Raw genomic sequence first — 20063 nt, 5'->3', positions numbered from 1 at the left:
TCTGTGGATAACCGGTCGTTTAATCCACAGGCTTAAAGCACTTATCCAAGGGCCTCATTGGCAGATGACCACAACGTTTTGAATCGCTGTACACATTGAAAATAAAGGCCTGTAGAGATCTATCCACAGAAATGTTGCCCAGTATAAATAAACATAAAAACAAAGATTTAATAAATTTCTCTCTTTTAATTTCTATTGTCTGTGATTCATCCACAGCTGGTTAAATTTTGTGCAAAGGGTTCTTTAGGAAGCCCTAAGTCCCTATACTTGCCCGCAAAGCTCTAAAACCCTTTCAACAAACAATTCCTGATTACCTACATAAGCAGGCACGAGGTGCGTGGTGGATTTCCCTTCCCGTTTTGAAGTGATCGTCATCGGCGGCGGTCATGCCGGTACCGAGGCAGCACTGGCGTCAGCACGCATGGGTGTAAAAACCCTGTTGCTGACGCATAACGTGGAAACCCTCGGTGCCATGAGTTGCAACCCCGCAATTGGCGGGATTGGCAAAAGCCATCTGGTCAAGGAAATCGATGCCCTTGGCGGGGTAATGGCGATGGCCACCGACAAGGGTGGTATTCAATTTCGCGTGCTCAACAGCCGTAAAGGCCCGGCCGTACGTGCTACCCGGGCTCAGGCCGACCGCATCCTGTACAAGGCTGCGGTACGCGAAACGCTAGAAAACCAGCCGAACCTGTGGATATTTCAGCAGGCCGCCGATGACTTGATCGTCGAGCAGGACCAGGTACGTGGTGTTGTTACGCAAATGGGTCTGCGTTTTCATGCAGATTCGGTCGTACTGACCACGGGCACGTTCCTGGGCGGACTTATCCACATCGGTATGCAAAATTATTCCGGTGGCCGTGCCGGTGACCCGCCGTCGATTGCTCTGGCAAAACGTCTGCGTGAACTACCGCTGCGCGTCGGCCGCTTGAAAACCGGGACCCCGCCACGCATTGATGGGCGTTCTGTGGATTTCTCGATGATGACCGAGCAAGCCGGCGACACGCCGATCCCGGTCATGTCGTTCATGGGTTCCAAAGAACAGCACCCGAAACAGGTCAGCTGCTGGATTACCCACACCAACGCCCGTACCCACGAAATCATTGCCGCGAACCTTGATCGTTCGCCGATGTATTCCGGGGTGATCGAAGGCATTGGCCCGCGGTATTGCCCGTCGATCGAAGACAAGATCCACCGCTTTGCCGACAAGGAAAGCCACCAGGTCTTTATCGAACCCGAAGGCCTGACCACCCACGAGCTGTACCCCAACGGAATTTCCACTTCGCTGCCGTTCGATGTGCAAATCCAGATCGTGCAGTCGATTCGCGGTATGGAAAACGCGCACATCGTGCGTCCGGGCTACGCCATCGAGTACGACTACTTCGACCCGCGCGACCTGAAATACAGCCTGGAAACCAAAGTGATCGGTGGCCTGTTCTTCGCCGGCCAAATCAACGGCACCACCGGTTATGAAGAAGCCGGGGCCCAAGGTTTGCTGGCCGGGACCAACGCAGCATTGCGTGCACAGGGCAAAGACAGCTGGTGCCCGCGTCGCGATGAAGCCTACATCGGCGTATTGGTCGACGACCTGATTACCCTGGGTACCCAGGAACCGTACCGGATGTTCACATCTCGGGCGGAATACCGTCTGATCCTGCGCGAAGACAACGCCGACCTGCGCTTGACCGAAAAAGGTCGCGAGCTGGGCCTGGTCGATGACGCCCGCTGGGCGGCCTTCTGCAAAAAACGCGAAAGCATTGCGCTCGAAGAACAGCGTCTGAAAAGTACCTGGGTTCGCCCGGGCACGGAGCAGGGCGACGCCATCGCAGAAAAATTCGGCACGCCGTTGACCCATGAGTACAACTTGCTCAACCTGCTTTCCCGTCCGGAAATCGACTACGCTGGTTTGGTCGAAGTGACAGGCCAGGGCGCTGAAGACCCACAAGTTGCTGAACAGGTGGAGATCAAGACCAAGTACGCCGGTTACATTGATCGCCAGCAGGACGAAATTGCTCGCCTGCGCGCCAGTGAAGACACCAAGCTGCCTGTGGATATCGACTACACCGGGATTTCCGGGTTGTCGAAAGAAATCCAAAGCAAGTTGGGGATAACTCGTCCGGAAACCCTCGGGCAGGCTTCACGTATTCCTGGCGTCACCCCGGCAGCCATCTCGCTGTTGATGATTCATTTGAAAAAACGCGGCGCGGGCCGTCAGTTGGAGCAAAGCGCTTGAGTTCGTTGGTCACCTCGCAACACGCCGAAGAGTTATCCACAGGGGCGCGCCAGTTGGGCGTTGCGCTGACCGAAGCCCAGCATGAGCTACTGCTGGGCTACCTGGCCCTGTTGATCAAATGGAACAAGGCTTACAACCTGACCGCAGTGCGTGATCCGGACGAAATGGTCTCGCGCCATCTGCTCGATAGTCTTAGTGTTATGCCATTCATCGAAAATGGTCGCTGGCTGGATGTCGGCAGCGGCGGCGGAATGCCCGGTATTCCGCTGGCGATTCTGTTTCCCGAGTCGCAAGTGACCTGCCTGGACAGCAACGGCAAGAAAACCCGCTTCCTGACCCAGGTCAAACTCGAACTCAAGCTGGACAACCTGCAAGTTATCCACAGCCGCGTCGAAGCCTTCACGCCTGAACAGCCCTTCAACGGAATTGTTTCCCGGGCGTTCAGCAGCATGGAGAACTTCAGCAACTGGACCCGCCACCTTGGCGATCGCGACACGCGCTGGCTGGCAATGAAGGGCGTCCATCCAAGCGACGAGCTGTTAGCATTGCCGGCAGACTTCCACCTCGATAGCGAACACGCCTTGGCCGTACCTGGTTGCCAAGGCCAACGCCATCTGCTGATACTGCGCCGCACGGCATGATTGGGAACACAAGCAAGAATGGCTAAGGTATTCGCGATAGCGAACCAGAAAGGTGGCGTGGGTAAAACCACCACCTGTATCAACCTCGCAGCATCCCTGGTCGCGACCAAGCGTCGGGTGCTGTTGATCGATCTCGATCCACAGGGCAACGCCACCATGGGTAGCGGTGTGGATAAACACGGCCTGGAAAACTCGGTCTACGATTTGCTGATTGGCGAATGCGACCTGGCCCAGGCCATGCATTATTCCGAGCACGGCGGTTACCAACTGCTGCCGGCCAATCGCGATCTGACCGCGGCGGAAGTGGTGCTGCTGGAAATGCAGATGAAAGAAAGCCGTCTGCGCAGCGCCTTGGCGCCCATTCGCGACAACTACGATTACATCTTGATCGACTGCCCACCGTCGCTGTCGATGCTCACGCTTAACGCGCTGGTGGCCGCCGATGGGGTAATTATCCCCATGCAGTGCGAGTACTACGCGTTGGAAGGCCTGAGCGACCTTGTGGATAACATCAAGCGCATTGCCGAGTTGCTCAACCCGAAACTGCAGATCGAAGGCTTGTTGCGGACCATGTTCGACCCGCGCCTGAGCCTGATGAACGATGTGTCGGCGCAGCTCAAGGAACACTTCGGTGACCAGCTGTACGACACCGTGATTCCACGCAACATCCGTCTGGCCGAAGCGCCAAGCTATGGCATGCCGGCGCTGGCGTACGACAAATCCTCGCGTGGCGCCATCGCCTACCTGGCATTGGCTGGCGAGATGGTTCGCCGCCAACGCCGTAATTCACGCACCGCTGCAGCCCAGCCAACTTAAGGAATCCCCATGGCCGTCAAGAAACGAGGTCTCGGACGTGGACTGGATGCACTGTTGAGTGGTCCGACCGTCACATCGCTTGAAGAACAAGCGGTGCAGGCCGACGAACGCGAGCTGCAGCACTTGCCGCTGGACCTGATCCAGCGCGGCAAATACCAGCCACGTCGGGACATGGACCCCCAGGCCCTGGAAGAACTGTCCAACTCGATCAAGGCTCAGGGCGTGATGCAGCCCATCGTGGTGCGCCCCATTGGCGGTGGCCGCTTTGAGATTATCGCCGGGGAGCGCCGCTGGCGTGCCAGCCAGCAGGCCGGCAAGGAGACTATCCCGGCGATGGTGCGCGACGTGCCGGATGAAACCGCGATCGCCATGGCACTGATCGAGAATATTCAGCGTGAAGACCTCAACCCGATCGAAGAAGCGATTGCGTTGCAGCGTTTGCAGCAGGAATTCCAGCTCACCCAGCAACAAGTGGCCGAGGCAGTGGGCAAGTCCCGCGTCACCGTGTCCAACTTGTTGCGTTTGATCGCGCTGCCGGAAGTGATCAAGACCATGTTGTCCCACGGCGACCTGGAAATGGGCCATGCCCGTGCGTTGCTCGGTTTGCCGGAAAATCAACAGGTTGAAGGGGCGCGACACGTTGTCGCACGAGGCCTGACCGTACGTCAGACTGAAGCGCTGGTGCGCCAATGGCTCAGCGGCAAACCTGCACCGGTGGAAACCGCCAAACCTGATCCGGATATCGCGCGACTCGAGCAGCGCCTGGCCGAGCGCCTGGGCTCTGCGGTGCAAATTCGTCACGGCAAGAAGGGCAAAGGGCAATTGGTCATCGGATATAACTCCCTTGACGAGCTTCAAGGCGTCCTTGCCCACATCCGCTGAAACATTTGCTTATGTAGCGCGTGATCGGAAATCACTACCCGACAGTTGAATAGGGGCTGAACCGCCCCTATACTCTGCGCGCATTTTGTCGGCACAAATTATGCCAAGTTATTGATTTCCGGCAGCCGACCATTGAGGAGCAAGAGTGATGGAAACCCGCACGCCAAACACGTTGCCGTTCCATCGCTTGGCTGTTTTTCCGGTTCTACTGGCTCAATTTGTCATTTTGCTGATCGCCGCATTGGCGCTCTGGTATTGGCATGGAGTCGTAGCCGGGTATTCAGGACTCTGCGGAGGCCTGATAGCCTTGCTGCCCAATATGTATTTTGCTCACAGGGCCTTTCGGTTTTCCGGCGCCCGAGCAGCCCAGGCTATCGTCCGGTCTTTTTATGCCGGCGAAGCAGGGAAACTGATTTTGACGGCAGTGCTGTTTGCACTGACCTTTGCAGGTGTGAAGCCATTGGCGCCGCTGGCTGTATTCGGCGTCTTCGTGTTGACCCAACTGGTCAGCTGGTTCGCTCCCCTGCTAATGAAAACAAGACTTTCGAAACCTTAGGGCGTTTGAGGCAACCATGGCAGAAACAACCGCTTCGGGCTATATCCAGCACCACTTGCAGAACCTGACCTTCGGTCAGCTTCCTAATGGCGGCTGGGGCTTTGCCCACACCGCAGCAGAAGCCAAAGAAATGGGTTTCTGGGCTTTCCACCTGGATACTCTGGGTTGGTCGGTCGCATTGGGTCTGATCTTCGTTCTGATTTTCCGCATGGCGGCAAAGAAGGCGACTTCGGGTCAGCCAGGTGCTTTGCAGAACTTCGTTGAAGTATTGGTCGAATTCGTCGATGGCAGCGTGAAAGACAGCTTCCATGGCCGTAGCCCGGTGATTGCACCGCTGGCACTGACCATCTTCGTCTGGGTGTTCCTGATGAACGCCGTCGACCTGATCCCGGTGGACTGGATTCCTCAGTTGGCCATGGCGATCTCCGGCGACCCGCACATTCCATTCCGCGCCGTATCCACCACTGACCCGAACGCCACACTGGGCATGGCTCTGTCGGTATTCGCGCTGATCATTTTCTACAGCATCAAGGTCAAGGGCATCGGCGGCTTCATCGGCGAATTGACCCTGCACCCGTTCGGCAGCAAGAACATCTTCGTTCAAGCCCTGCTGATCCCGGTGAACTTCCTGCTGGAATTCGTCACCCTGATCGCCAAGCCGATTTCCCTGGCTCTGCGACTGTTCGGCAACATGTATGCCGGCGAGTTGGTGTTCATTCTGATCGCTGTGATGTTCGGCAGCGGCCTGCTCTGGCTTAGCGGCCTGGGCGTAGTTCTGCAGTGGGCGTGGGCTGTGTTCCACATCCTGATCATTACCCTGCAGGCCTTCATCTTCATGATGCTGACCATCGTCTACCTGTCGATGGCGCACGAAGAGAACCATTAAGACCAGTCTCGACTAGTCTGATGTCCTTCCCGGTCAAACGGGAAGGTGGCCCAACAGGGCTATGAAACGATTTGTTTTACCGCTTTAAAATCTAAAAAACCTAAACCATACGACGTAAAAGTCGGGAGGAAAGATGGAAACTGTAGTTGGTCTAACCGCTATCGCTGTTGCACTGTTGATCGGCCTGGGCGCCCTGGGTACTGCCATTGGTTTCGGCCTGCTGGGCGGCAAATTCCTGGAAGGCGCAGCGCGTCAGCCAGAAATGGTCCCAATGCTGCAAGTTAAAATGTTCATCGTCGCCGGCCTGCTCGACGCCGTGACCATGATCGGCGTTGGTATCGCACTGTTCTTCACCTTCGCGAACCCCTTCGTTGGTCAACTCGCTGGCTAATCACTCGATTTTCGAGTGATTGGGGTGATGGACAACGAATGAGCGAGGTGTTGGCGTGAACATTAATGCAACCCTGATTGGCCAATCCGTTGCGTTCTTCATTTTTGTAGTGTTTTGCATGAAGTTCGTGTGGCCTCCGGTCATCGCGGCTTTGCACGAACGTCAGAAGAAGATCGCGGATGGTTTGGACGCTGCCAGCCGTGCAGCTCGCGACCTGGAGTTGGCCCACGAGAAAGTGGGTCAGCAACTGCGCGAAGCTAAAGCACAGGCAGCCGAGATCATTGAGCAAGCCAAGAAACGCGGTAACCAGATCGTCGAAGAGGCTGTTGAAAAAGCCCGCGTCGAAGCTGACCGTGTGAAGGCTTCGGCTCATGCCGAGATCGAACAGGAACTGAACGGTGTCAAAGACGCGCTGCGTGCCCAACTGGGTGCTCTGGCCGTTGGCGGTGCCGAGAAGATCCTCGGTGCCACAATCGATCAAAACGCGCACGCGGAGCTGGTTAACAAACTGGCTGCTGAAATTTAAGCGAGGGCGATCATGGCAGAACTGACCACGTTGGCCCGACCTTACGCTAAGGCAGCCTTCGAGCACGCCCAGGCCCACCAGCAACTGGCCTCTTGGTCAGCCATGCTCGGCCTGGCTGCAGCAGTGTCGCAAGACGACACCATGCAGCGCGTGCTCAAGGCCCCGCGCCTGACGAGCGCAGACAAGGCCGCCACTTTTATTGAAGTGTGCGGCGACAAGTTTGATGTGAAGGTGCAGAACTTCATCCACGTCATTGCCGAAAACGACCGTCTCCCGCTATTGCCGGAGATCGCCGCTCTGTTCGACCTGTACAAGGCCGAAGCAGAGAAATCGGTAGACGTTGAAGTGACCAGTGCTTTCGCATTGAACCAAGAACAGCAAGACAAACTCGCCAAGGTTCTCAGTGCACGACTCAATCGGGAAGTGCGCCTGCAAGCTTCGGAGGACGCATCGCTTATTGGTGGTGTTGTTATCCGTGCCGGCGACCTGGTTATCGATGGCTCGATTCGCGGCAAAATCGCGAAACTTGCCGAAGCATTGAAATCTTGAGTTTGAAGGGGCAGCAGAGCAATGCAGCAACTCAATCCTTCCGAAATAAGTGAAATTATCAAGGGCCGCATCGACAAGCTCGATGTGACCTCCCAAGCCCGTAACGAAGGCACTGTCGTCAGCGTATCTGACGGCATCGTGCGGATTCACGGTCTGGCCGACGTCATGTACGGCGAGATGATCGAGTTTCCGGGCGGCGTCTACGGTATGGCCCTCAACCTGGAGCAAGACTCCGTAGGTGCCGTTGTATTGGGCGCGTACACCAGTCTGGCTGAAGGCATGAGCGCCAAGTGCACAGGCCGCATCCTGGAAGTTCCGGTTGGTAAGGAACTGCTGGGTCGCGTAGTCGACGCACTGGGTAACCCTGTTGACGGTAAAGGTCCACTGGGCAACACCGAGACCGACGCGGTCGAGAAAGTTGCTCCAGGCGTGATCTGGCGTAAGTCGGTAGACCAGCCTGTACAGACTGGCTACAAGGCTGTCGATGCCATGATCCCGGTCGGCCGTGGCCAGCGTGAGCTGATCATCGGTGACCGTCAGATCGGTAAAACCGCTCTGGCGATCGACGCGATCATCAACCAGAAAGACAGCGGCATTTTCTGCGTCTACGTAGCCATCGGTCAGAAGCAATCGACCATCGCCAACGTAGTTCGCAAGCTGGAAGAAAACGGCGCCCTGGCCAACACGATCATCGTGGCTGCCAGTGCTTCGGAATCTCCTGCGCTGCAATTCCTGGCACCGTACTCCGGTTGCACCATGGGTGAATTCTTCCGCGACCGCGGTGAAGACGCGCTGATCGTTTATGACGATCTGTCCAAGCAAGCAGTGGCTTATCGCCAGATTTCCCTGCTGCTGCGCCGTCCACCAGGCCGTGAAGCTTACCCAGGCGACGTGTTCTATCTCCACTCCCGTCTGCTGGAGCGCGCATCCCGCGTTTCCGAAGAGTACGTAGAGAAGTTCACCAACGGCGCAGTGACCGGCAAAACCGGTTCCCTGACCGCACTGCCGATCATCGAAACCCAGGCTGGCGACGTTTCCGCGTTCGTTCCGACCAACGTGATTTCCATCACCGACGGTCAGATCTTCCTGGAATCGGCCATGTTCAACTCGGGCATCCGCCCTGCAGTGAACGCCGGTGTTTCGGTATCTCGTGTGGGTGGTGCCGCTCAGACCAAGATCATCAAGAAGCTCTCCGGTGGTATCCGTACCGCTCTGGCTCAGTACCGTGAACTGGCGGCATTCGCCCAGTTCGCTTCTGACCTGGACGAAGCGACCCGTAAGCAACTTGAGCATGGTCAGCGCGTTACCGAGCTGATGAAGCAGAAGCAATACGCCCCAATGTCGATCGCTGACATGGCGTTGTCGCTGTATGCCGCTGAGCGTGGGTTCCTGACCGACGTTGAAATCGCCAAGGTCGGCAGCTTTGAACAAGCGCTGATTGCTTACTTCAACCGCGATCACGCCGAATTGATGGCGAAGATCAACGTGAAGGGTGACTTCAATGACGATATCGACGCTGGCATGAAAGCCGGTATCGAGAAGTTCAAGGCCACCCAAACCTGGTAAGCCGCAGCGGGAGCCGCAAGGCTTCCGCTTGCTAACCTGATAGGTGTTACATGGCAGGCGCAAAAGAGATTCGCAGTAAGATTGCGAGCATCAAAAGCACGCAAAAAATTACCAGCGCCATGGAAAAAGTGGCGGTCAGCAAAATGCGCAAGGCACAAATGCGCATGGCTGCTAGCCGTCCTTATGCGGAGCGTATCCGCCAGGTAATTGGGCATCTGGCCAACGCCAACCCGGAATACCGCCACCCGTTCATGATCGAGCGCGCCGTCAAGCGTGCAGGTTATGTGGTAGTGAGCAGTGACCGTGGTTTGTGCGGTGGTCTGAATACCAACCTGTTCAAGGCCCTGGTCAAGGACATGGCGGTAAACCGCGAAAACGGCGTCGAGATCGATCTGTGTGTTGTTGGTAGCAAGGGTGCGGCCTTTTTCCGCAACTTCGGCGGTAACGTCGTTGCAGCTATCAGCCACCTGGGTGAAGAGCCGTCGATCAATGATTTGATCGGCAGTGTGAAGGTGATGCTGGATGCGTACCTGGAAGGCCGGATTGACCGCCTGTCCGTGGTATCCAACAAGTTCATCAACACCATGACCCAGCAGCCAACCGTGGAGCAATTGATTCCACTGGTGGCAACCCCGGATCAGGAACTCAAGCACCACTGGGACTACCTCTACGAACCAGACGCCAAAGAGCTGCTTGACGGCTTGATGGTGCGCTACGTGGAGTCGCAGGTGTACCAGGCGGTGGTCGAGAACAACGCAGCTGAACAAGCGGCGCGGATGATCGCGATGAAAAACGCTACCGATAACGCCGGTGATCTGATCAGCGATTTGCAGCTGATCTACAACAAGGCGCGTCAGGCTGCGATCACCCAAGAGATCTCGGAAATCGTCGGCGGCGCTGCCGCGGTTTAACGGTTCAAATATTCAGAGGATCCAGCTATGAGTAGCGGACGTATCGTTCAAATCATCGGCGCCGTTATCGACGTGGAATTTCCACGCGACAGCGTACCGAGCATCTACAACGCGCTGAAAGTACAAGGCGCGGAAACTACCCTGGAAGTTCAGCAGCAGCTGGGCGACGGCGTAGTTCGTACCATTGCGATGGGTTCCACCGAAGGCTTGAAGCGCGGTCTGGACGTTGTCGACACTGGCGCTGCCATCTCCGTACCGGTCGGTAAAGCGACCCTGGGCCGGATCATGGACGTACTGGGCAACCCGATCGACGAAGCTGGCCCGATTGCCACCGAAGAGCGCTGGGGCATTCACCGCGCAGCACCTTCGTTCGCAGAACAAGCGGGCGGCAACGACCTGCTGGAAACCGGCATCAAGGTTATCGACCTGGTTTGCCCGTTCGCCAAAGGCGGTAAAGTCGGTCTGTTCGGTGGTGCCGGTGTAGGCAAGACCGTAAACATGATGGAACTGATCCGTAACATCGCCATCGAGCACAGCGGTTATTCCGTGTTCGCAGGTGTGGGTGAGCGTACTCGTGAGGGTAACGACTTCTACCACGAGATGAAGGACTCCAACGTTCTGGACAAAGTGGCACTGGTTTACGGTCAGATGAACGAGCCGCCGGGAAACCGTCTGCGCGTAGCCCTGACTGGCCTGACCATGGCCGAGAAATTCCGTGACGAAGGTAACGACGTTCTGCTGTTCGTCGACAACATCTACCGTTACACCCTGGCCGGTACTGAAGTATCCGCACTGCTGGGCCGTATGCCTTCTGCAGTAGGTTACCAGCCGACCCTGGCTGAAGAGATGGGCGTTCTGCAAGAACGTATCACTTCGACCAAGGAAGGTTCGATCACTTCGATCCAAGCGGTATACGTACCTGCGGATGACTTGACCGACCCGTCGCCAGCTACCACCTTCGCCCACTTGGACGCCACCGTCGTTCTGTCCCGTGACATCGCTTCCCTGGGTATCTACCCAGCGGTCGATCCACTGGACTCGACTTCGCGCCAGCTGGACCCGAACGTGATCGGCCAGGAGCACTACGACACCGCTCGCGGCGTTCAGTACGTGCTGCAGCGTTACAAAGAACTGAAGGACATCATTGCGATCCTGGGTATGGACGAGCTGTCGGAAGCCGACAAGCAGTTGGTAAACCGTGCTCGTAAGATCCAGCGTTTCTTGTCGCAGCCGTTCTTCGTGGCTGAAGTCTTCACCGGTGCTTCGGGTAAATACGTTTCCCTGAAAGACACCATTGCTGGCTTCAAAGGCATCCTCAACGGTGACTACGACCACCTGCCAGAACAAGCGTTCTACATGGTCGGCGGCATCGAAGAAGCGATCGAGAAAGCCAAGAAACTGTAATCCTGGCGCCCGGAAACGGGCGCTCATCAGGTTGAGGCAATCAGATGGCTATGACAGTCCATTGCGATATCGTCAGCGCGGAAGGGGAAATTTTCTCCGGTCTGGTCGAGTTTGTAACAGCGCACGGCGACTTGGGTGATCTTGGTATCGCCATGGGTCACGCCCCGCTGATCACAAGCTTGAAGCCAGGTCCGATCACTCTGACCAAGCAAGGCGGGGAACGTGAGGTGTTTTACATCTCCGGTGGTTTCCTCGAGGTTCAGCCGAACATGGTCAAGGTACTTGCCGACACCGTGCAACGTGCTGGCGACCTAGATGAAGCCTCCGCTCAGGAAGCCGTCAAGGCTGCCGAGAAGGCGCTGAACGAAAAAGGCGCAGACTTCGACTACAGCGCTGCTGCAGTCCGTCTGGCCGAGGCCGCAGCCCAGCTGCGTACTCTCCAGCAGATCCGCAAGAAGTAAGCGGCCACGCCGTTTTGCTTGATGCGTGATTGATTAAAAAGGGTAGCCTCGGCTACCCTTTTTCTTTTTTGCAAAACACTTCTTTGGTCTGAACCCGGACCGCCCAGGATTGGTAGCCATTCATGTCTCTTGAAATCGTCATTCTCGCCGCAGGCCAGGGCACTCGTATGCGTTCGGCCCTGCCCAAGGTGCTGCACCCGGTCGCGGGCAATTCCATGCTGGGTCATGTTATCCACAGCGCCCGGCAACTGGACCCACAACGTATTCATGTGGTGATTGGCCACGGTGCCGATGTGGTCCGTGAGCGTCTGGCCGCGGCCGACCTGAATTTCGTATTGCAAGACAAGCAACTGGGCACCGGCCACGCGACCGCGCAGGCTGTGCCTTTCATCACCGCGGACACGGTATTGATCCTCTACGGCGATGTACCGCTGATTGAAGTGGAAACCTTACAACGCCTGCTCAAGCACGTGGTGCCTGGCCAGATGGGCCTGCTGACCGTGGAGCTGGACGACCCTACGGGCTACGGCCGCATTGTGCGCAACGCCGACGGCAAGGTGGCTGCCATCGTTGAACACAAAGATGCCAGCGAAGCCCAGCGCGCGATTACTGAAGGCAACACCGGCATTCTCGCGGTGCCTGCCAACAAGCTCGCCGATTGGATGAGCCGCCTGTCCAACAACAACGCCCAGGGCGAGTATTACCTCACCGACGTCATCGAGATGGCCGTCAGCGATGGCCTGCTGGTCGCCACCGAGCAGCCCCACCATCCGATGGAAGTGCAGGGCGCCAACGACCGCAAACAACTGGCAGAGCTGGAACGTCACTATCAACTGCGCGAAGGCCTGCGCCTGATGGCCCAGGGTGTGACCCTGCGAGACCCGGCGCGTTTCGATGTACGTGGCGAAGTCACGGTGGGCCGCGACATCCTGATCGATATCAATGTGATCCTCGAAGGCCGCGTGATCATTGAAGACGGTGTGGTGATCGGCCCGAACTGCGTGATCAAGGACAGCACCTTGCGCAAAGGCGTGGTGGTCAAGGCCAACAGCCATATCGACGGTGCGGTGATGGGCGAGGGCAGCGATGCCGGGCCGTTTGCGCGCTTGCGTCCGGGTAGCGAGCTGGGGGCCAAGGCCCATGTGGGGAACTTTGTCGAACTGAAAAACGCTCACCTGGGCGAAGGCGCCAAAGTCGGCCACCTGACTTACCTGGGCGATGCCGTCATCGGCGCCCGCACCAACATCGGCGCCGGCACCATCACCTGCAACTATGACGGTGCCAACAAGTACCAGACCACCATTGGTGAAGACGTGTTCATCGGCTCCAATAACTCGCTGGTTGCTCCGGTGACCATCGGCGATGGTTCCAACACCGCAGCGGGCTCAACCATCAACCAGGATGTGGATAAGTCCCAACTGGCTGTTGCCCGGGCTCGCCAACGCAACATCGACGGCTGGAAACGCCCGGTCAAAATCAAGAAGACCTGAGTTATCCACAACTCCATAGGTTGATACGCCCTCCTGTGGGAGCTGGCTTGCCTGCGATAGCGGTCTGACATTAAGCAGGGATGTCGCCTGACAAACCGCTATCGCAGGCAAGCCAGCTCCCACAATTGATTTGTGACTTAAAAATATTGCATGCCCCGCTTGACGATCTTTCACCAATAGGTTTTGATTGCCTTCGTTATCTTTCGAAACGAAACTTATCACTACCATGTCGAAACGAAACACCCCCCAACGACGCCACAATATCCTGACCTTGCTCAACGAACAGGGCGAAGTCAGCGTGGACGAATTGGCCAAACATTTCGAAACTTCGGAAGTGACCATCCGCAAGGACCTTGCTGCCCTCGAAAGTAACGGCTTGCTCCTGCGTCGCTACGGCGGTGCAATCACTATGCCCCAAGAGCTGGTGGGTGACGCTGCCCAGCCCATCTCGGTCTACAAGCGCGCCATCGCCCGTGCGGCCGTGAAGCGTTTGCGTGAACATGCGCGCATCATCATCGACAGCGGCAGCACCACCGCCGCGATGATCCCCGAACTGGGCCATCAGCCGGGCCTGGTGGTGATGACCAACTCCCTGAACGTGGCCCGCGCCTTGAGCGAACTGGAACACGAACCGGTGCTGTTGATGACCGGGGGCACCTGGGACCCGCATTCGGATTCGTTCCAGGGCCAGGTCGCCGAGCAGGTCCTGCGTTCTTACGACTTTGACCAGCTGTTCATCGGTGCCGATGGCATCGATTTACAGCGCGGCACCACCACCTTCAACGAACTGCTGGGCTTGAGCCGCGTCATGGCCGAGGTCGCCCGTGAAGTGGTGGTGATGGTCGAATCCGACAAGATCGGCCGCAAGATTCCCAACCTGGAACTGCCCTGGAGCAGCGTCCATACCCTTATTACCGATGATCGCCTGCCGCTCGAGGCCCGCGACCAGATCCAAGCCCGCGGCATTACGCTGATATGCGCGGCAATCATCTAGGAGAAGCACCATGTGTGGAATTGTTGGCGCAGTCGCCGAACGTAACGTTACTGCCATCCTGATCGAAGGCCTCAAGCGCCTCGAATACCGCGGCTACGATAGCGCCGGTGTGGCCGTCTTCACTAACGCCGGCAAGCTGGAGCGTATGCGCCGCCCGGGCAAGGTCAGCGAGTTGGACCAGGCCCTGGCCGGTGAGCCGCTGGTAGGTCGCTTAGGGATCGCCCACACCCGTTGGGCCACCCACGGTGCTCCGTGCGAGCGTAACGCTCACCCGCACTTCTCGGGCGACCTGGCGGTGGTGCACAACGGCATCATCGAAAACCATGAAGTGCTGCGTGAACAACTCAAGGGCCTGGGCTACGTCTTCACCTCGGACACTGACACCGAAGTGATCGCCCACCTGCTCAACCACAAGCTCAAGGACCACAGCGACCTGACCACCGCCCTCAAGGCCACGGTCAAAGAGCTGCACGGCGCCTACGGCCTGGCCGTGATCAGCGCGAGCCAGCCTGACCGCGTCGTGGCCGCCCGCAGCGGTAGCCCATTGGTAATTGGCCTGGGCCTGGGTGAGAACTTCCTTGCGTCCGACCAACTGGCCCTGCGCCAAGTGACCGACCGCTTCATGTACCTGGAAGAAGGCGACATTGCCGACATCCGCCGTGAAAGCGTGCAGATCTGGGACGTGAACGGTCAGTCCGTGGAACGTGAAGCCGTGCAATACCGCGACGGTGCCGAAGCCGCCGACAAGGGCGAGTTCCGCCACTTCATGCTCAAGGAAATCCACGAGCAGCCGTCAGTGGTACAGCGCACCCTGGAAGGTCGCCTGAGCCAGAACCAAGTGTTGGTGAACGCTTTCGGCCCGCAAGCCGCTGAACTGTTCGCCAAAGTGCGCAATGTGCAGATCGTCGCCTGCGGCACCAGCTACCACGCCGGTATGGTGGCGCGTTACTGGTTGGAAGAACTGGCCGGCATCCCATGCCAGGTCGAAGTCGCCAGCGAGTTCCGCTATCGCAAGGTGGTGGTGCAGCCCGACACCCTGTTCGTGACCATTTCCCAGTCCGGCGAAACCGCCGACACCCTGGCCGCCCTGCGCAACGCCAAGGAACTGGGCTTCCTCGGCAGCCTGGCGATCTGCAACGTCAGCATCAGCTCCCTGGTGCGTGAATCCGACCTGACCCTGCTGACACAGGCCGGTCGTGAAATCGGTGTCGCCTCCACCAAGGCTTTCACCACCCAACTGGTGGGCCTGTTGCTGCTGACCCTGTCTCTGGGCCAAGTACGCGGCACCCTCGCCGACGGTGTCGAAGCCACTCTGGTGGAAGAACTGCGCCGCCTGCCGACCCGCCTGGGCGAAGCCTTGGCCATGGACGGCACCGTGGAAAAAGTCGCCGAGCTGTTCGCCGACAAGAACCACACCCTGTTCCTCGGCCGTGGTGCGCAGTACCCGGTTGCGATGGAAGGCTCGCTGAAACTCAAGGAAATCTCGTACATCCACGCCGAAGCCTACCCGGCCGGCGAGCTGAAGCACGGCCCGTTGGCCCTGGTGGATGACGACATGCCAGTGGTCACCGTGGCGCCGAACAACGAACTGCTGGAGAAGCTCAAGTCCAACCTGCAGGAAGTACGCGCCCGTGGCGGCCAACTGATCGTCTTCGCTGACGAGAAGGCCGGAATGACCAACGGTGAAGGCACCCACGTCATCAACATGCCGCACATCCACGACACCCTGTCGCCGATCCTCTACACCATCCCGCTGCAGTTGCTGTCGTACTACGTCGCCGTGCTCAAGGGCACCGACGTTGACCAGCCGCGCAACTTGGCGAAGTCGGTGACGGTGGAGTAAGCCTTACTGGTGTACCCAAAAGGGGCTGTTTTCAACAGCCCCTTTTTTGTGTTTTGAATTCGCTCAATTCAAGGATGCGTATTGATGCAAAACCCTCCTGCTACCGTCCACGCACGTTTGCACAATCGCCGGTTCGTGGTCGCCAACAACGCCCAAGGGTTGTCCGGTACCGGCACCGTGTTTCATTACGAAGTCGAAGGCGGGGTGATTTCGAGCACTTACCAAGGTGGCCGAATTCGCCTGGGAACGCAGGTCGGGCGGGTGACCGGCCCAGATACTATCGAGCTGCTTTATCAGTGCGTCACCCTGGACGGGGAGCTGCTCGCAGGGTGGTCACGAGGCACGGTAGGTGTTGATCACGCCGGGCGCACTACCCTGAGTTTCGTTTGGGGCTGGCTATCGGGTGCGACCGGAGGCGGAGAGTCTAGCTATATCGAGATCACTGGCTAGAGGTATTGAAAGCACCATAAAACCTACAGGTAGGCGCATATCCCCTGTGGGAGCTGGCTTGCCTGCGAGGGCTGCGTGTCAGTCGCTGCATCTGTTACTGCACCACCGCCTTCGCAGGCAAGCCAGCTCCCACATTTGATCTCCATCGGGTTTGAGAAAGGGGTGGGTTAGGTCCACCAGTAGCGCACGAGATGAAAGAAGATCGGCGCCGCAAAGCACACCGAATCCAGCCGATCCAGCATCCCGCCGTGCCCTTCGATCATGTGGCCCCAGTCTTTCACCCCGCGGTCACGCTTGATCGCCGACATCACAATCCCTCCCGCAAACCCCAGCAGGTTGATCAGCAGCGCGATCAGGAATGATTGCCAGGGATTGAACGGTGTGGTCCACCACAGCGCTGCGCCGATCAGCGACGACAACAGGATCCCGCCGACAAAACCTTCCACGGTTTTCGACGGCGACAGGTTGGGCGCGATCTTGTGTTTGCCGAACAGCTTGCCGCACACGTACTGCAGCACGTCCGACAGTTGCACCACGATCACCAGATAGGCGATCAGCAGCAGGTTACGGCCTTCGTAACCCGGTATGTCCAATGTCAGCAGCGCCGGGACGAAAGACACGCAGAACACGGCGATCATCAACCCCCATTGCACCTTCGATGCCCGTTCCAGAAAGTGCGTACTGTCGCCGCCCAGGGAGGCGAGGATCGGCAGCAGCAGGAACACGTACACCGGGATGAAGATCGAGAACAGTCCATACCAGTCGGCGTAGATCAGCAGGTATTGCAGCGGCAGGGCGAGGTAGAACGCGGCCACGAGGGCCGGGTAGTCGCTGCGCCGGGTGGGCGTGAGGGTGAGAAATTCGCGCAGGGCGTAGAACGACACCGCGTAGAACAGCAGGATCACCGCGCCGGTGCCGAGCCAGAAGGCGATGCCGATGACCACCACCATCACCCACCAGGCGTTGATGCGGGCGTTGAGGTTGTCGATAACTGCGTTGGGGCTGCCACGGGTGCGCAGCTTGAGGATCAGGCCGATCAGCGAGGCGATGACCAGGATCGCGCCGATGCCGCCAAATAACATCAGGGTTTGGCTATCCATCTCAGGAATGCTCCGGGGCAAGGGCGAGCAGGGCGTCGCGAGTGCGGGCGAGGAAGGCGGCTTTGTCTTCGCCTTCTTCCAATTGCAGGGGGGCACCGAAGCTGGTGGTGCATAACAACGGCAATGGCAATACGCGACCCTTGGGCATGACCCGGTTCAAGTTGGCTATCCACACAGGGACCAATTCGGCCTGTGGGTAACTCTTTGCCAAGTGGTACAAGCCGCTTTTGAACGGCAGCAAGCCATCCTCCAGATTGCGCGTGCCTTCGGGAAAGATGATCAACGAATCGCCGCCTTCCAGGGCCGCGAGCATGGGCATCAGTGGGTTATCCACAGGCTCTTTGCGCTCGCGGTCGATCAGCACGCCATTGAATACGCGGTTGATGATGTAGCGGCGCAACGCGCTCTTGTTCCAGTAATCGCTGCCGGCCACCGGGCGTGTGAACTTGCGCAGGTTCTGCGGCAGTGACGCCCACACCAGCACGAAGTCACCGTGGCTGCTGTGGTTGGCGAAATAGATGCGCTGCACCGGCACTGGCGCGCACCCCAGCCACAGGCTGCGAGCGCCGGTGACGGTGCGGGCCATGGAGGTAATCAGCGTGGCGACCACGGGTTCGAACATGAGGATTCCTTATCCGGCAAAAGGCAGCCAAGGGCTGGCAAGGATGACGCCCAGGGTCAGCAGCGCTTGCGCGCCCAGTAGCCAGGCTTGTTTACGCAACAGTTTGAGAGCGCCGCGCCGGCGTTCGCTCCATGGCCGACCGGCTCGCTTGGGCAATTGCAGGCCAAGGGTTTGCAAGGATTGGTCAAGGTCTGGCGTGCGGGTAACGTCGCGGGCCAGCAAGGCGAACAGATCGGCGTCAAAGGCCACCCGTAGCGCCCAGTATTTTTCCAGCAGGCCCAGCACGATCATCCACAGGGCCAGCAGCAGGCAGGTCGTCGAAATACTGGCCAACAACAGTTGGGCAAGGCCGAACAGTACGCCGAGCAACGTCAGGCCTGTGGATAACTGATCCAGGGAACGGCCACGACGTAGCAGGCTGGCGACTACCTGGAGTTCCATATCAGCGGGCATAATGCAAACCCTCCAACGCTTTACGGTGTGCGGGGTGCAGGACCACAGTGGCCCGTGCTGTACGAATAATAGCCAGTGCTTGGTCAACCGTTGCGGCGCGCCCGGTGGTCAGCAGCCAGGCGGCGACGGCAGTGGCGCTACGGGAATAACCGAGGGCGCAGCACACCAGCAAGGGGCCACTCGTTCGCAGACGTTCAATGGCGTGCGCGGCCTTCAGGCATTCGTCGGCTGTCGGGGTGATCAGGTCCAGTACCGGCACGCAGGCATAAGCACGGCCCTGTGGATTAATCGGCAGTTCGGCACACAGATCGACAATGGCTTTGAACGGGCCTTGCTCAGAGGTTGTAGGAACACGCCCCAGCCAGACGTTATCCACAATCAGATCCGGCTGTGGATGTTTGCGTGTCCACAGCCGCGAATTGGTCCACGCCCCTGCCAAGTAAGGCGCATACAGCCAGCGAGCGGCAGGCGTCAGGCGGCCATTTGTACGTTTTTGAAAGCCCGGCGCGCCGATCACCAGGTAGTTGGCGCTGATCAAGCCGAGGGAAACCGCTGGCCACAGCAACCACAGCCAGCCGCCGCGAAGTACCAAACCCAGCGTCAGCAGTACTATCGCACCCAGCCCATAGCGAACAGCCAGGCGCCAGCGTTGGGTATCGCGCGTTAACCGGGCACTCAACAATGGGCTCGGGTGTTCCACCGGCCATAACCACACGCACAACCACCCCGCGAGGGCGCCTGTGGGTAAGTCGATAAAGTGATGTTGATAAGTAGTCAGCACCGAGATGCCGATCAGCGCAAACCAGCCATGCACCACCCAGCGCCAAATCCCCTGGGTGTGCCGCTGATACATGACCCACAGGATCACCAGCAGCGCGATATGCAGTGAAGGCGCCTGGTTGAACGGTTTGTCGAAACCGGCCAGCACGGCGAACAGCCAGCCGAACACACCGTCCAGTTCCGGCCGCTCAAACGTGAAGCGCAGAGGCCAGAGCAGGAAGCAACTCACGGCAATCACCTGCGCACTCAGCAGGCGCAGTGCATGTTGTTTCAACTCATGCCGTGTATTGGGCAGCAGCAGGGAGAAGCCGTAAAGCAGGTCGATGGACCAGTAGGGCACGATGGTCCAGGCCCAGAACGGCATATGGCTTTCCCAGCCGAACACCAGCGTGCCGACGTCGCTGCGCTGGCTGGTGACCCAGGTGGCAAAGCCATAGGTGCTGAAAAACAGCGGCGCCAACAGCAGCAGCCAGAGCACCGCAGGTTTCAATAAACCGGGTTCGCGCATG

General features: G+C 58.3%; 21 protein-coding genes. 17 read left to right on the top strand and 4 right to left on the bottom strand.

The window, feature by feature from the left end:
• Window positions 1–340 precede the first annotated feature (340 nt).
• The 17 genes from mnmG (at window position 341) to BT199_RS19180 (ending at window position 16599) form a co-directional block, all read left to right on the top strand.
• A complete protein-coding gene (gene mnmG / locus BT199_RS19260; RefSeq protein WP_014720591.1) occupies window positions 341–2233 on the top strand; it encodes a tRNA uridine-5-carboxymethylaminomethyl(34) synthesis enzyme MnmG in 1893 nt (630 codons plus the stop codon).
• The gene (gene rsmG, locus BT199_RS19255) at window positions 2230–2874 is read left to right on the top strand and encodes a 16S rRNA (guanine(527)-N(7))-methyltransferase RsmG (protein ID WP_020302581.1); all 645 of its coding nucleotides are present in this window, start codon (window positions 2230–2232) and stop codon (window positions 2872–2874) included. The genes mnmG and rsmG overlap by 4 nt, the downstream gene beginning before the upstream one ends.
• Window positions 2875–2892: 18 nt before the next feature.
• On the top strand, window positions 2893–3690 hold the full coding sequence (locus tag BT199_RS19250; RefSeq protein ID WP_003195891.1) for a ParA family protein: 798 nt from the start codon (window positions 2893–2895) through the stop codon (window positions 3688–3690).
• A 9-nt stretch (window positions 3691–3699) separates the two neighbouring features.
• On the top strand, window positions 3700–4572 hold the full coding sequence (locus BT199_RS19245; RefSeq protein ID WP_003195890.1) for a ParB/RepB/Spo0J family partition protein: 873 nt from the start codon (window positions 3700–3702) through the stop codon (window positions 4570–4572).
• Window positions 4573–4720: 148 nt separating this feature from the next.
• Window positions 4721–5128: a F0F1 ATP synthase subunit I gene (locus BT199_RS19240; RefSeq protein ID WP_010565865.1), complete on the top strand. Its 408-nt coding sequence runs from the start codon at window positions 4721–4723 to the stop codon at window positions 5126–5128.
• A gap of 16 nt (window positions 5129–5144) precedes the next feature.
• Window positions 5145–6014, top strand: a complete 870-nt coding sequence (gene atpB, locus BT199_RS19235; protein ID WP_003195886.1) for a F0F1 ATP synthase subunit A — start codon at window positions 5145–5147, stop codon at window positions 6012–6014.
• 133 nt (window positions 6015–6147) lie between these two features.
• Window positions 6148–6405, top strand: a complete 258-nt coding sequence (gene atpE / locus BT199_RS19230; protein WP_002555987.1) for a F0F1 ATP synthase subunit C — start codon at window positions 6148–6150, stop codon at window positions 6403–6405.
• 55 nt (window positions 6406–6460) lie between these two features.
• Complete coding sequence (locus BT199_RS19225; protein ID WP_003195835.1) at window positions 6461–6931, top strand: F0F1 ATP synthase subunit B; 471 nt, start codon at window positions 6461–6463, stop codon at window positions 6929–6931.
• 12 nt (window positions 6932–6943) lie between these two features.
• On the top strand, window positions 6944–7480 hold the full coding sequence (locus BT199_RS19220; RefSeq protein WP_003195833.1) for a F0F1 ATP synthase subunit delta: 537 nt from the start codon (window positions 6944–6946) through the stop codon (window positions 7478–7480).
• A gap of 21 nt (window positions 7481–7501) precedes the next feature.
• Window positions 7502–9046, top strand: a complete 1545-nt coding sequence (atpA, locus tag BT199_RS19215; RefSeq protein WP_003195831.1) for a F0F1 ATP synthase subunit alpha — start codon at window positions 7502–7504, stop codon at window positions 9044–9046.
• 50 nt (window positions 9047–9096) lie between these two features.
• Window positions 9097–9957, top strand: coding sequence for a F0F1 ATP synthase subunit gamma (atpG, locus tag BT199_RS19210; RefSeq protein ID WP_005792602.1), 861 nt, complete (start codon window positions 9097–9099; stop codon window positions 9955–9957).
• 27 nt (window positions 9958–9984) lie between these two features.
• Window positions 9985–11361, top strand: a complete 1377-nt coding sequence (gene atpD / locus BT199_RS19205) for a F0F1 ATP synthase subunit beta (RefSeq protein ID WP_003195827.1) — start codon at window positions 9985–9987, stop codon at window positions 11359–11361.
• A 44-nt stretch (window positions 11362–11405) separates the two neighbouring features.
• Window positions 11406–11822 (top strand): F0F1 ATP synthase subunit epsilon, encoded by a 417-nt coding sequence (locus BT199_RS19200; RefSeq protein ID WP_003195825.1) that lies wholly within the window; start codon window positions 11406–11408, stop codon window positions 11820–11822.
• Window positions 11823–11944: 122 nt separating this feature from the next.
• A complete protein-coding gene (gene glmU, locus BT199_RS19195) occupies window positions 11945–13312 on the top strand; it encodes a bifunctional UDP-N-acetylglucosamine diphosphorylase/glucosamine-1-phosphate N-acetyltransferase GlmU (RefSeq protein ID WP_072435292.1) in 1368 nt (455 codons plus the stop codon).
• 226 nt (window positions 13313–13538) lie between these two features.
• Window positions 13539–14306 (top strand): DeoR/GlpR family DNA-binding transcription regulator, encoded by a 768-nt coding sequence (locus BT199_RS19190; RefSeq protein ID WP_014720586.1) that lies wholly within the window; start codon window positions 13539–13541, stop codon window positions 14304–14306.
• 10 nt (window positions 14307–14316) lie between these two features.
• Window positions 14317–16149 carry a glutamine--fructose-6-phosphate transaminase (isomerizing) gene (gene glmS, locus BT199_RS19185; protein ID WP_014720585.1) on the top strand — a complete coding sequence of 611 codons (1833 nt, stop codon included), beginning with the start codon at window positions 14317–14319 and terminating at the stop codon, window positions 16147–16149.
• A gap of 84 nt (window positions 16150–16233) precedes the next feature.
• Window positions 16234–16599: an avidin-fold protein gene (locus tag BT199_RS19180; protein WP_014720584.1), complete on the top strand. Its 366-nt coding sequence runs from the start codon at window positions 16234–16236 to the stop codon at window positions 16597–16599.
• 167 nt (window positions 16600–16766) lie between these two features.
• Here BT199_RS19180 and BT199_RS19175 read toward each other — a convergent pair whose 3' ends face one another.
• From BT199_RS19175 to BT199_RS19160, 4 genes are read right to left on the bottom strand one after another with little or no spacing between them, the layout of a single operon-like run.
• Window positions 16767–17699 (bottom strand): phosphatidate cytidylyltransferase, encoded by a 933-nt coding sequence (locus BT199_RS19175; protein WP_014720583.1) that lies wholly within the window; start codon window positions 17697–17699, stop codon window positions 16767–16769.
• 1 nt (window position 17700) lies between these two features.
• Window positions 17701–18321, bottom strand: a complete 621-nt coding sequence (locus BT199_RS19170) for a lysophospholipid acyltransferase family protein (protein WP_032901856.1) — start codon at window positions 18319–18321, stop codon at window positions 17701–17703.
• A gap of 9 nt (window positions 18322–18330) precedes the next feature.
• Window positions 18331–18774 carry a hypothetical protein gene (locus tag BT199_RS19165; RefSeq protein WP_072435291.1) on the bottom strand — a complete coding sequence of 148 codons (444 nt, stop codon included), beginning with the start codon at window positions 18772–18774 and terminating at the stop codon, window positions 18331–18333.
• Complete coding sequence (locus BT199_RS19160) at window positions 18764–20062, bottom strand: phosphatase PAP2/dual specificity phosphatase family protein (protein WP_072435290.1); 1299 nt, start codon at window positions 20060–20062, stop codon at window positions 18764–18766. Before BT199_RS19160 ends, BT199_RS19165 begins: the two co-directional genes overlap by 11 nt.
• Between the last annotated feature and the right edge of the window lies 1 nt (window position 20063).

It is taken from the genome of Pseudomonas sp. NFR02 (assembly GCF_900119375.1).
In the GTDB taxonomy this organism is placed as follows: domain Bacteria; phylum Pseudomonadota; class Gammaproteobacteria; order Pseudomonadales; family Pseudomonadaceae; genus Aquipseudomonas; species Aquipseudomonas paracarnis.
The sequence above is the reverse complement of the archived record's forward strand: the minus strand, read 5'-3'. Positions and strand labels throughout refer to the sequence as shown.